The sequence below is a fragment of the Mycobacterium scrofulaceum genome (assembly GCF_001667885.1).
GTDB lineage: Bacteria > Actinomycetota > Actinomycetes > Mycobacteriales > Mycobacteriaceae > Mycobacterium > Mycobacterium scrofulaceum_C.
Window position 1 is genome coordinate 169,059 of record NZ_LZJW01000132.1, and the last position, 13,738, is coordinate 182,796.

The following is a 13,738-nucleotide window of genomic DNA, read 5'->3' on the forward strand; positions in this document are numbered from 1 at the left end:
GCCCTTGCGCACGCCCATGACTATTCGTCGTCGTCCATCAGCGCCGCGTTGACCAGATCCTCGAGATCCATGTCCGCGATGTCCTTCTCCGGGCTCGCGGCGGCGGCCGGCGACTGCCCGTCCCCTCGGCCGCCGTCGGCTTCGTTCGCCAGAGCGAGCAACAGTTCCAGCACCCCGGCCTGCCGCAGGCGCTTGACCGGAATCGATCCCACAGCGCGCTGGATTTCGGCCTCCCCCGGCGCGGCGGCGGGGGCCTGCTGCCCGGCTGCGCCGACGAGTTCGCGGTGCATGTAACCGGCCAGCGCGGCGGAGTTCGGGTAATCAAAGATCAGCGTGGGTGACAACGCCAGGCCAGTGGCGGATTTCAGCCGGTTGCGCATCTCGACCGCGGTCAGCGAGTCGAAACCCAGTTCCTGGAATGCGCGGTCGGGATCGATCGACTCCGGGCTGGAGTTGCCGAGCACGGTGGCGATGTTGGCCCGCACCAGGTCGAGCAGCACCGCCTGCTGTTCGTCTTCCGGAAGCCCTTCGAGGCGTTGCAGCAGAGCGGATTTCGACTTCGCCGCGGCCAGCGAGTCATCGACCTGACGCCGGGTCGGCGCGTTGATCAAATCGACGAACATCGGCGGCAACGTCCCGTTGTCGAACTTGACCCGCAGCGCGGCGAGATCGATGTGGGCGGGCAACAGGAACGGCTCGTCGACGATGAGCGCGGTGTCCATCAACTCCAGCGCCTCGTCCGAGGACATCGCGACGATTCCGTCGCGGCCGAAGCGGGCACGGTCGGCCGCACCGAGCGCGCCGGTCATCGCGCTGGCCTGATCCCACAGACCCCACGCCAGCGACATGGCCGGCAAGCCGTGCATGCGCCGGTGCACGGCCAACCCATCCAGGAACGAGTTTGCCGCCGCGTAGTTGGCCTGACCCGACGCACCCGCCAAGCCCGCCATCGACGAGAACATCACGAACGCCGACACATCGAGGTCGCGCGTCAGCTCGTGCAGGTTCCACGCCGCATCGACCTTGGCCCGCAACACCGTTTCCACCCGCTCCGGGGTAAGCGATGAGATCACCGCGTCGTCGAGCACACCGGCCGCGTGGATCACTCCCGACAGCGGACGCTGCACCGGGATATCGGCGATGACCTTCGCCAGCGTCTCGCGATCGGCGGCGTCGCAGGCCACCACTTGCACCTGGGCGCCCGCGGCGCTGAGCTCCGTCACCAATTCGGCGGCCCCCGGCGCGTCCAGACCACGCCGGCTCACCAGGACCAGGTTTCGAGCGCCGTGGCGGGTCGCCACGTGGCGGGCCAGCGCCGAACCGGCCATGCCGGTGGCGCCGGTGATCAACACCGTGCCGGCCGCCCAGGCGTCCGGATTGGTCATGACGACCTTGCCCACGTGCCGGGCCTGGCTCAGATACCGCAAAGCCGCCGGGGCGCGTCGCACGTCAAACCTGGTCACCGGCAACGGCCGCAGCACGTCGTCGCCGAACAAGGCGGCCAGCTCGTCGAGTATCTGCGCGATGCGGTCCGGGCCGGCCTCGAAGAGGTCGAAGGCGCGGTAGCGCACGCCGGGATGCTCCCGGGCCACCGCGTCGGGTTCGCGCATGTCGGTCTTGCCCATTTCCAGGAACGCGCCGCCCGGTGCGACCAGCCGCAGCGAGGCGTCGACGAAGTCACCGGACAGCGAGTCCAGCACCAGGTCCATGCCCCGCCCACCGGTGACCGACCGGAACTTGTCCTCGAATTCCAGGCTGCGCGAGTCCGAGATATGGTCCTCGTCAAAGCCCATGGCCCGCAGCGTGTCCCACTTACCGCGGCTGGCGGTGGCGAACACCTCCAGACCCAGGTGGCGGGCCAGCTGCACGGCGGCCATTCCGACGCCGCCGGCGGCGGCGTGCACCAACACCCGCTGGCCCCGCTTGGCGGCGGCCAGGTCCACCAACGCGTAGAAGGCGGTGGCGAACACCACCGTGGTGGTGGCGGCCGCGGTGTGCGACCAGCCGGCCGGCACCTTGGCCAGCAGGCGCTGGTCGGTTCTCGCGACCGTGCCGGTGCCGTCGGGGAACAGGCCCATGACGCGGTCGCCGACCGCGAAACGTCCGGTGTCCGCACCCGTCTCGATGACCACACCCGAGGCCTCGATGCCCATGACGGCATCCGGATCGGGGTACAGGCCCAGCGCGATCATCACGTCGCGGAAGTTGGCGGCCAGCGCCGACAGCGCCACCCGAACCTGCCCGGGCTCCAGCGGGGCGTCGGCGTCCGGGATGCGTTCCAACCGCAGATTCTCGAACGTGCCGTAACTGCTCATGCCGAGGCGCCATGGGCCATCGCTCGGGGGCACCAACAGGCCGCCGACGGCGCGACTGCCATGCACGCGCGCGGTGTACACCGCCCCGCCGCGCAGCAATACCTGCGGCTCACCGACCGCCAGCAGCGCGGCCACGGACTCGTCGTCCAATGGACCGTCGGTATCCACGAGCACGATGCGACCCGGGTGCTCGGTCTGCGCGGACCGCACCAGCCCCCACACCGCCGCGCCCGCCAGGTCGGTGACGTCCTCCCCCGGCAATGCCATCGCACCGCGCGTCGCGACGACCAGGGTGCCCGCCCCGTCACGGGCCAGCCACGACTGCAGGACCGGCAGTACCGCGCGCGTGGCCGCGTACACCTCGGCAACGACATCGTCGACGACCGGCGCCGATTCGAACACGACCGCCGACTGCTGGACTCCCTCGCCGTCGAGTTCTGCTGCGCCCCAGGTGGATACCGAAACCGGCTGCACCGAGGTCGAACGCTGAGCGGACCAGACGACCTCGAAGAGGCGATCGGGTCCCGAATTCGACACCGCGGCCAACAGCTGCTGGTCGGTGACCGGCCTGGCCACCATCGACGCCACCGACAGCACCGGCAGGCCCAATCCGTCCGCGAGTTCGATCGACACGGCCGACTCGCCCACCGGCATGATGCGCGCCCGCGCTGCCGTCGCGCCGGCGGCGTGCAGCGACACCTGCTGCCACGAGAACGGCACCAACATCGAGCCTTCGGGAAGCTCGTCGCCCCCCGAGGTCAAGATCACCGCGTGCAGGGCCGCGTCCAGCATCGCCGGGTGGACGCCGAACCCGGACGCCGACACCCCCGCGTCCGCGGGCAGGGTTACCTCGGCGAAGACTTCGTCGCCGCGGCGCCACATCGAGGTAAGGCCGCGGAACGCGGGCCCGTAGCCGTACCCGCGCTCGGCCAGCCGCTCATAACCGTCACCGACATCGACCTGGGTCGCGCCGATCGGCGGCCACGTCGACAGGTCCGCGCCCGGCTGCACCGATCCGGCGCGCAGCACACCCTCGGCATGCAGCGACCAGCCCGTACCCGAGTCGGCGCGCGAAAACACCGACACCGCTCGGGCCCCCGCGTCGTCGGCACCCCCGACCACGACCTGGACCGCCACGGATCCCGAGCCCGGAAGCACCAGCGGCGCGGCCAGATTCAACTCCTCGACGACGCCGCAACCGACTTCGTCGCCGGCCCGGATGGCCAGCTCCACGAATCCGGCGCCGGGGAAAAGCACGACACCGCCGACGGCGTGGTCGGTCAGCCAGCCCTGCGCACCGGGTGACAACCGGCCCGTCAGCACCACCCCGCCGGAGGCCGGCAACTCCACCACCGCACCGAGCAGCGCGTGCTCACCGGGCGCCAGACCCAAGCCCGCGGCGTCCACCGTGGCGCCGTCACCGGACAGCCAGAACCTCCGGCGCTCGAACGCATAGGTGGGCAGCTCCACGAAATCGGCTTGGAAACCGGCACTGCCGATCGCGCCGCGCCAGTCCACGTCCATCCCGGTGACATATCCCTGCGCGACCGCGCTCGTCAGCGTCGCCGGTTCCGGGCGATCCTTCCGCAGCGCCGACATGGTGACAACCGGCACGTCCGGCAGCGATTCTTCGATCGATGCGGTCAGCCCGCTGCCGGGACCGGCTTCGAGGAAGCGAGTTGCGCCGGCCGAGTGCGCAAAGCGCACGCTGTCGGCGAACCGCACCGCCTCGCGAATGTGCCGTTTCCAGTAGGCGGGCGAAGCGAAGTCGTCGCCCGCCAATTGCCCGGTCACGTTCGACACGATCGGGATCGTCGGTTCGCCGATGGCCAGACCGGCCGCGACCGGGCCGAATTCGTCGAGCATCGGAGCCATCAACGGTGAGTGGAACGCGTGGGACACCGCCAATCGGTGGACGCGGCGGCCGTCGGCGCGGAGCCGGTCCGCGACCGCTACCACCTTGTCCTCGGCGCCCGAAATGACCACGGAGGCAGGCCCGTTGACGGCCGCGATGTCCACGCCGGTTTGTTCGGAGTGCTCGAGCAGCGGCCGTACTTCGGATTCGGTGGCCTGCACCGCGATCATCGCCCCGCCCTCCGGCAGGGCCTGCATGAAGCGGCCACGGGCGGCGACCAGTACCGCCGCGTTCTCCAGCGACAGGACGCCGGCGACATGCGCGGCTGACAACTCGCCGATCGAGTGGCCCAGCACGAAGTCGGGGCGCACACCCCAAGATTCGAGCAACCGGAACAAGGCGACCTCCACCGCGAACAACGCCGGCTGGGCGAATTCGGTGGTGTTCAAGAGGGTCTCGTCTTGCCCCCACATGACTTCGCGCAGCGGGCGCAGCAGGTGCCGGTCGAGCTCGGCCACGACGGTGTCGAAAGCCTCGGCAAACACCGGGTAACCGGCGTGCAGGCCCATTCCCATGCCGAGCGTCTGGGCGCCCTGGCCGGGGAAGACGAAGGCGGTCTTGCCGCCGGGCACGGCGGTGCCCTGGATCACCGATGCGGCTTGACCGGTGGCCAGCTCGCCGAGGCCGGCCAGCAGCTGATCGCGGTCACCGCCGACCACCACGGCCCGGTGCTCGAAGTTCGACCGGCCGGCCAGCGACCATGCCACGTCGCCGACGTCGAGGTCGCTGCGCTCGCGGACGTGCTCGGCGAGCCGCATGGCTTGGGAGGCCAACGCGGGCACCGACTTTGCCGACACCACCCACGGAAACACCGGCGGCTTGGGGCGTTCCACGGCGCGCGGGGGCTCGACGGGCGCGGCCTCGATGATCACGTGCGCGTTGGTGCCACTGATCCCGAACGACGACACACCGGCCCGGCGCGGATGATCCGCCCTCCAGGGCCGCGGTTCGGTCAGCAGCGACACCGACCCCACCGACCAGTCGACGTGCGGGCTGGGTTGGTCGACGTGCAGCGTCGCGGGCAACAGGTCGTGCCGCATCGCCAGCACCATCTTGATCACTCCGGCCACGCCGGCGGCGGCCTGCGTGTGACCCATGTTCGACTTGATCGAACCCAGCAGGAGCGGCTCGGCACGGCCCTGCCCGTACGTGGCCAACAACGCCTGCGCCTCGATGGGATCGCCCAATGTCGTTCCCGTGCCGTGGCCTTCGACCACGTCGACCTCGGTCGCGGACAAGCCGGCGTTGGCCAGCGCGGCGCGGACCACCCGCTGCTGGGACGGGCCGTTGGGCGCGGTGAGGCCGTTGGAGGCGCCGTCCTGGTTGATGGCCGAGCCGCGCACCACCGCCAGCACCGGGTGCCCGAGCCGCTGCGCATCCGACAACCGCTCGACGACGAGCATCCCACCGCCCTCGGAGAATCCGGTGCCGTCGGCGGCCCCGGCGTACGCCTTACACCGGCCGTCGGCGGAGAGCCCGCGCATCCGGCTGAACTCCACGAAGATGTCGGGTGTGGCGTTGACGGTGACGCCGCCGGCCAGCGCCAGGTCGCATTCGCCCGAGCGCAGCGACTGCGCCGCCATGTGCAGGGCCACCAGCGACGACGAGCATGCCGTGTCCACGGACACCGCGGGGCCCTCCAGGCCCAGCGCGTAGGACACCCGGCCCGACGCCACACTCGACGATTGCCCGGTCAGGCGGAAGCCCTCCGCGGCCGGCGCGGCGCCCATGCCGTAGCCCTGCGTGTACACCCCGGCGAAGACGCCGGTCGCGCTGCCCCGCAACGCGCCGGGTTCGATTCCGGCCCTCTCCAAGGCTTCCCAGGACAGCTCGAGGAACATCCGCTGCTGCGGGTCCATCGCCAGCGCCTCGCTGGGTGCGATGCCGAAGAAGGCGGGGTCGAAGTCCGCCACACCCTCCACGAAGCCGCCGGTGCGGGTGTAGCACGTGCCCGGGACGTCGGGGTCCGGGTTGTAGATGCCGGCTAGGTCCCAGCCGCGGTCGGTGGGGAACTCCGAGAGCACGTCGCGCTGATCGACGAGCATGCGCCACAGATCGTCGGGGGAATTGACTCCGCCGGGATAGCGGCACGCCATGCCGACGATCACGACCGGGTCGTCGCCGACGGCGCGAACGACCGGGCCGGGCGCGACTTCCTGGGGCACTCCCGCCAACTCGCCACGGATGTAGCCCGCCAGGCCGTTCGGGGTCGGATAGTCGAAGATGAGGGTGGGTGAAAGCGCAAGCCCGGTCGCGGTTTTCAGCCGGTTACGCATTTCGACCGCCGTCAGCGAGTCGAAGCCCAGGTCCTGGAATGCCTTGTCGGGGTCGATCGCCTCCGGCGTGGTGTTGCCCAACACGGTCGCGATGTGCGAGCGGACCAGGTCCAGCAACACGGCGTGCTGCTCGGGTTCGGGCAGGCCGTGCAGCCGGTGCGCCAGGGCCGATTTCGACTTGGCGGCCGCCAGCGAGTCGTCGACCTGGCGCCGGGCGGGCGCGTTGACCAGGTCGGCGAACATGGGTGGCACGGCGGCGGCGTGGGCGCGCAGCGCGTTCAGGTCGATGCGGGCGGGCGCCAGGAACGGCTCGTCGACAATCAGCGCGGTGTCGAACAGTTCCATCGCCTCGTCGGACGACAAGGCGAGGATCCCGTCACGACCGAGCCGGGCGAGGTCGGCGGCGTCCAGGCCGCCGGTCATGGCGCTGGCTTGATCCCACAGTCCCCAGCCCAGCGAGATCGCCGGCATGCCAAGAGCCCGCCGGTGCGCGGCCAGCGCGTCGAGGAAGGAGTTGGCCGCCGCGTAGTTGGCCTGGCCCGACGACCCCACCAGCCCGGCCATCGACGAAAACATCACGAACGCGGACAGATCGAGGTCGCGGGTCAGCTCATGCAGGTTCCAGGCCGCATCGACCTTGGCGCGCAACACCGCGTCCACCCGCTCCGGCGTCAGTGACGTCACCACCGCGTCGTCGAGCACCCCCGCGGCATGGATGACGGCGCTCAGCGGATGCTCCGCCGGAATGTCCGCGATCACCGCGGACAACGCCTCCCGGTCGGCCGCGTCGCACGCGACGGCGCGCACGTGTGCGCCGGCCTCACCCAGTTCGGCGATCAGCTCGCCGGCCCCCGGCGCATCGGGACCGCTGCGGCTGAGCAACAGCAGGTTTCGCACTCCGTGGTGCGTAACGAGGTGGCGGGCCAGCGTTGAACCGGCCATGCCGGTTCCACCGGTGATGAGCACCGTACCCGTCGCCAGCGCGCCCGGAATGGTCATGACGACCTTGCCGATGTGGCGGGCCTGGCTCAGGTACCGCAGCGCCGCACGACCGCGGCGAATATCGAAGGTGGTCACCGGCAACGGCCGCAGCGCGCCGGCCTCGAAGAGTCCGGCCAACTCGATCATCCACTGGTGCATCTTGGGACGGCCGGGCTCGAACAGGTCGAAGGCGCGATAGCGCACGCCGGGGTATTGCTGGGCGATCACACCGGGGTCGCGGATGTCGGTCTTGCCCATCTCCAAGAACACGCCGCCGGGGGCCACCAGGCGCAGGGAGGCGTCCACGAAGTCGCCCGCCAGCGAATCCAGCACCACGTCCATGCCCCGCCCACCGGTCACGGCCCGGAACTTGTCTTCGAATTCCAGGCTGCGCGAATCCGAGATATGGTCCTCGTCGAAACCCATGGCCCGCAACGTGTCCCATTTACCGCGGCTGGCCGTCGCGAAGATTTCGAGACCCAAGTGCCGACCGAGCTGGACCGCCGCCATGCCGACGCCGCCGGCGGCCGCGTGCACCAGCACCCGCTGGCCCGGCTTCACATCCGCCAGGTGCACGAACGCCATGTAGGCGGTGGTGAAGACCGCCGAGATCGCGGCGGCCTCGGCGTAGGACCAGTCCGCCGGCATCGACTGCAGCAGGCGGACATCGCCGGCGACCAGCGTGCCGCTGCCGTCGGGGAAGAATCCGTAAACCGATTCTCCGACGGCGAATTCGGTGACGCCGGGACCGACCTCGACCACCACGCCGGCGCCTTCACCGCCGAGCAACGCGTCATGGGTGAACATGCCCAGGGTGATCATGATGTCGCGGAAGTTGGCGGCGATCGCACGCAGCGCCACCCGCACCTGACCCGGTCCCAGCGGTGCGTCGGCGTTGGGAACCGGCTCCAGCCGCAGGTTTTCGAAGGTGCCGGCGCTGCTGATGCCCAGCCGCCAGGGGCCCTCGGCAGGGGGGACCATCAGATCGTCGACCGCGCGGCTGCCCCGTACCCGCGCCGTGTAGACCTGGCCCTTGCGCAGCAGGACCTGCGGCTCACCGGTCGCGAGCGCCGACGCGGCCGCCTCATCATCAAGCGGCACATCGGAATCCACCAGGACGATGCGGCCGGGATGCTCGGTTTGCGCCGAGCGCACCAACCCCCACACGGCCGCGCCGGAGAGATCGCCGATGTCCTCCCCCGGCAATCCGACTGCGCCCCGGGTGGCCACGATCAGCACACCCGAGTCGTGCCCGGTCAGCCATGCCTGCACGGCGGCCAGCGCCTCATGGGTGCGTGCGTAGGTGGCGGTGACCGGATCGCCGTTGCCGGCAACGGATTCCAGGATCTCGTGGGACGGCGCTTGGTTAGCGACGGTCGGCGCGGACACCGGCGACCAGGCGACCTCGAACAGTCGCTCCGGGCCGGAGCTGGCAACCGCCGCACGGAGCTGGCGCTCACTCACCGGGCGGGCGACCATCGCCCCGACCGACAAGACCGGCAGACCCAGCCCGTCGGCGAGCTCGATCGAGATCGAGGTGCTGCCCACACCCCCCTGCGGAGCACCGTCGGCCGGCGCGATCCGCGCGCGGACCGCGGTCGCGCCCGCGGCATGCAACGACAAGTCCTGCCACGAGAAGGGCAGCATCAGTTCGACGGGCCGGCCCGCCGCCTGGTGCGCCATGATGACCGCGTGCATCGCCGCGTCGAGCAGCGCCGGGTGCACGCCGAACCCGCTGACGCCTCCGGCCGCGTCCGGCAGCCGCACTTCGGCGAACACCTCATCGCCCCGAACCCAGGTTGCCGTCAAACCCCGGAACGCCGGGCCGTACCCGTACCCGTGCGCCGCCAGCTGGTCGTAGCCATCGGCCACGTCGACGGCGACCGCGCCCTCGGGCGGCCACACCGACAGATCGGCGCGAGGCTCGATCGACCGCGAGCTCAGCACCCCCTCGGCGTGACACACCCATCCCGAGCCGGCGTCGGCGCGGGAGAATACCGAGACGGCACGCCGGCCCGATTCTTCGCCGGGACCGACAACCACCTGCACGGCAACGGAACTGGCGGCGGGCAGCATCAGCGGCGCCTGCAGCGTGAGTTCGTCGACCACCGAGCAGCCGACTTCATCCCCGGCCCGGATCGCCAACTCGACGAACCCCGCACCCGGGAACACCGCGGCACCGGAGACGGCATGATCCGCCAGCCAGCCCTGCAGGCTGGGCGACAGCCGGCCCGTCAGCAGCACCCCGTCCGATGCCGGCAGCTCAACGACCGCGCTGAGCAAGGCGTGCTCGCTGGTGCCCAAACCCAGGCCGGCAGCGTCGGCCCCGACACCCTCGCCGGACAGCCAAAACCTGCGCCGGTCAAAGGCATACGTGGGCAGCTCCACGAAGCCCGCCCCGGCCAACACACCGCGCCAGTCGACGCCCACGCCCGCCACGAACGCGGCGGCGGCCGATGTCAGGAACCGCTCCAAGCCGCCGTCGTCGCGACCCAGGGTGGGGACCACGATGGCCTCGGCGTCGCCCGCGGTGTTCTTCAGGCAGTCGTTGGCGGTGCCTTCGATCCCGGCGACCAGCGCAGGATGCGGACTGGATTCGACGAACGTGCGATACCCGTGCTCACACGCGGCGCGCACCGCCTGATCGAACTGCACGGTCTGGCGGATGTTGCGATACCAATACGCCGCGTCCAGACCGGCCGTGTCCAAACGGCTTCCGGTCACCGTGGAAAAGAAGGCGACGCGCGAGGAACTCGGCTCGATACCGGTCAGGGCCTCGGCCAGCTCGTCGCGAATGGCCTCCACCTCGATCGAGTGCGACGCGTAGTCCACGTCGATCCGTCGGGTGCGCAGCTCGAGGTCCGCGCAGAAGCCGGCGAGTTCGTCGAGCGCGGCCACTTCGCCCGAAACGACTACGGCCGAGGGGCCGTTGACGGCCGCGATGCTGACCCGATTACCATAGGGCGCCAACAACTCCCGCGCGCGTTCGGTGCTGCACGCGATGGACAGCATGCCGCCGCAGTGGGCCAGCGACCGCAACAACTTGCTGCGTAGCGTGACCACCCGAGCGGCGTCGCGCAGCGACAGGGCGCCGGCGACATACGCGGCGGCGATCTCGCCCTGCGAATGGCCGATCACCGCGTCGGGGTTGACTCCGACCGACTTCCACAGTTCGGCCAGCGACACCATCACGGCGAACAGCACCGGCTGCACCACATCTACCCGGTCCAGACCCGGGGCGCCCGGGTTGCCGCGCAGCACGTCGATCAGCGACCAGTCGACGAATTCCGCGAAGGCTTCCGCGCAAGCGTCGATCTGCCGCGCGAATACTGGTGCGGTATCGAGCAATTCGATGCCCATGCCCAACCATTGCGAGCCCTGGCCGGGGAAGACGAAGACGTTCTTGCCCGCCGGTGGTGCGCTGCCCCGAATGACCGAACCGGCCGGGTCATCGGCGGCCAACTCATCCAGTCCGGCCAGCAATCGGTCCCGATCGCCGCCCACGACGACGGCGCGGTGCTCGAAGGTGGCGCGGCCCGCCAGCGACCAGGCCACGTCGGCGGCGTCGAGCTCGCCGTGCCCGCGCAGGTACCCGGCCAGCCGGCCGGCCTGAGACCTCAACGCCGACAGCGACTTTGCCGACAGCACCCACGGCACCGTCGCGGGTTTGGGTGTGTCCTCCGACGGCTCGGCGGACGGGGTCGCCTCGACGATCACGTGGGCGTTGGTGCCGCTGATCCCGAACGACGAGACACCTGCGCGGCGTGCGCGGCTCGCCGGCCACGGCTGCGGCTCGGTGAGCAACGACACCGAACCTGCCGACCAATCGACGTGCGGGCTGGGCTCGTCCACATGCAGTGTCGCGGGCAGCATTTCGTGGCGCATGGCCTGGACCATCTTGATGACGCCCGCCACGCCCGCGGCGGCCTGGGTGTGACCCATGTTCGACTTGATCGAGCCCAGCCACAGGGGCTCGGAACGGTCCTGACCGTACGTCGCCAGCAACGCCTGAGCCTCGATGGGGTCACCCAGCGTGGTGCCCGTCCCGTGGCCCTCCACCACGTCGACGTCGGCCGTCGACAGGCCCGCGTTGGCCAGCGCCGCGCGCACCACCCGCTGCTGGGACGGGCCGTTGGGCGCGGTCAACCCGTTGGATGCGCCGTCCTGGTTGACCGCCGAGCCGCGGACCACGGCCAGCACCGGGTGGCCCAGCCGCCGCGCGTCCGAGAGCCGCTCGACGACCAGCATCGCGCCGCCCTCCGACCAGCCGACGCCGTCGGCCGCTCCCGCATACGCCTTGCACCGGCCGTCCGGTGCCAACCCCCGGTGCCGGCTGAACTCGACGAAGACGGTCGGGGTGGCGTTGACGGTCGCGCCCCCGGCCAGCGCCAGATCGCACTCACCCGAGCGCAGCGACTGCACCGCCATGTGCAGCGCGACCAACGACGACGAGCACGCCGTGTCCACCGACACCGCGGGGCCCTCCAGGCCCAGCACGTACGACACCCGCCCGGAGGCGACGCTCGAGGTCATGCCGGTCAGGCGGTAGCCCTCGATTTCCTCGGCGAGCATGCCGTAGCCCTGGACGATGAGGCCGGCGAACACACCGGTCGCGCTGCCCCGCAGACCGCTCGGGTCGATGCCGCCGCGCTCCAGCGCTTCCCAGGACAGTTCCAGCAGCATCCGATGTTGCGGGTCCATCGCGAGCGCCTCGCTCGGGGCGATGCCGAAGAAGGCCGGGTCGAAGTCGGCGACACCGTCCACGAAGCCACCGGTCTGCGCGTACGTCTTGTGGCGCGCGTCGGGGTCCGGGTCGAACAGGCTCGCCAGGTCCCAGCCACGGTCGGTGGGAAACTCCGTGATCACGTCGCGGCCGTCGGCCACCATCTGCCACAGGTCCTCGGGTGTCTCGACCCCGCCGGGGAAGCGGCAGGACATACCGACGATCGCGATCGGCTCGCTCGACCGCTCCAGCAGCGCACGGTTGGTGCGTTTCAGGCGTTCGACCTGGACCAGCGCTTTGCGCAGCGCTTCGGTCGCATGCTGGAGTTGATCCACCATCAATACCTCTCGCCTACTTGGCCGTCAGCTGCCCCGATGCGACTCTCACCGAGTCACGGAATTTGCTGCACGATGCGATGTCGTGCTGCTCTCCGGCCCAAGAATGTCGCTGGTGAGTATGGCCAACTCCGACGGGATTTCAAAACGTCCGATGCTCCCGGCTGCTACAGGAGGATCGGCTTCGGCGTGCGGAACGCCTTGTCTTGGGTTTCCTGGAACGCGTCGTTGCGCCCGGGGGTACCGGGGTCTCTCGTGCCCGACGCGCCGTCCATGGCGCGACTGTACCCGGCTGTGCATCGGCGGTGGTCAGGACGGGTCAGACACCCACCCGCCGCCAGCCGTCGGCGGCGCGCGCGGCCCGGATCAGCACGTCGCACAGTTCACGCAGTTCGCTCGCCCGGGCTCCTTCGTCGAGGGCGGTCACGACATCTTCGGCCGCGCACCGCACCTGGTAGACGCGGTCGGAGAGGTCGGCCGCGTCATCGGCCGACAGGACGACCGCGTCCGCGGGCAGGGCCAGCGCGGCTCCGGCGGCGCCGCGGGTCAGCGAGGCGCGTTGTTCGTATGCCCGCTGCCGGCACGACTGCCGGCAGTACTGGCGGCGACGCCCCATCCCCGCGTCGGACACGTCTCGACCGCACCAGCGGCAGGGCTGCGGATGGGTGCGACGGCTCACGCCTGCCGACTTTAATCGGGATCCCACGGTGATCCCGGTATCATTGAAGGTCGCGTCGCGTTCGCCGGCTGCCGGAAGCGGGAACTAGGCAGAGCGCCGCAACGTTTGGCAGACGGACAGAAACGCACTACAGCAGCCCGACAGCTCAGAGGACCTAGAGGAGTAGCAACATGGCTGATCGAGTCCTTAGGGGCAGTCGCCTCGGAGCCGTGAGCTACGAGACCGACCGCAACCACGACCTCGCGCCACGTCAGATCGCGCGGTACCGCACCGAGAACGGCGAGGAGTTCGAGGTTCCGTTCGCCGACGACGCCGAAATCCCCGGCACCTGGCTGTGCCGCAACGGCATGGAAGGCACCCTGATCGAAGGTGACCTGCCCGAGCCGAAGAAGGTGAAGCCGCCGCGCACGCACTGGGACATGTTGCTGGAACGGCGCAGCGTCGAGGAGCTCGAAGAGCTGCTCAAGGAGCGCCTCGAGATCATCCGGACGCGCCGCCGCGGCTGATCCGGCCG

General features: G+C 70.4%; 3 protein-coding genes. 1 reads left to right on the plus strand and 2 read right to left on the minus strand.

Annotation, left to right across the window (positions count from 1 at the left end; translation table 11 throughout):
• Positions 1-20: 20 nt before the first annotated feature.
• Positions 21-12,548: a type I polyketide synthase gene (locus A5681_RS19645; RefSeq protein WP_067278837.1), complete on the minus strand. Its 12,528-nt coding sequence runs from the start codon at positions 12,546-12,548 to the stop codon at positions 21-23.
• A gap of 316 nt (positions 12,549-12,864) precedes the next feature.
• Entirely contained in the window at positions 12,865-13,224 is a 360-nt protein-coding gene (locus A5681_RS19650) for a hypothetical protein (RefSeq protein ID WP_082968438.1), read from the minus strand.
• A 170-nt stretch (positions 13,225-13,394) separates the two neighbouring features.
• Here A5681_RS19650 and rbpA point away from each other — a divergent pair, with 170 nt between their 5' ends.
• Positions 13,395-13,730: an RNA polymerase-binding protein RbpA gene (gene rbpA / locus A5681_RS19655; RefSeq protein WP_007170328.1), complete on the plus strand. Its 336-nt coding sequence runs from the start codon at positions 13,395-13,397 to the stop codon at positions 13,728-13,730.
• Positions 13,731-13,738: the final 8 nt, after the last annotated feature.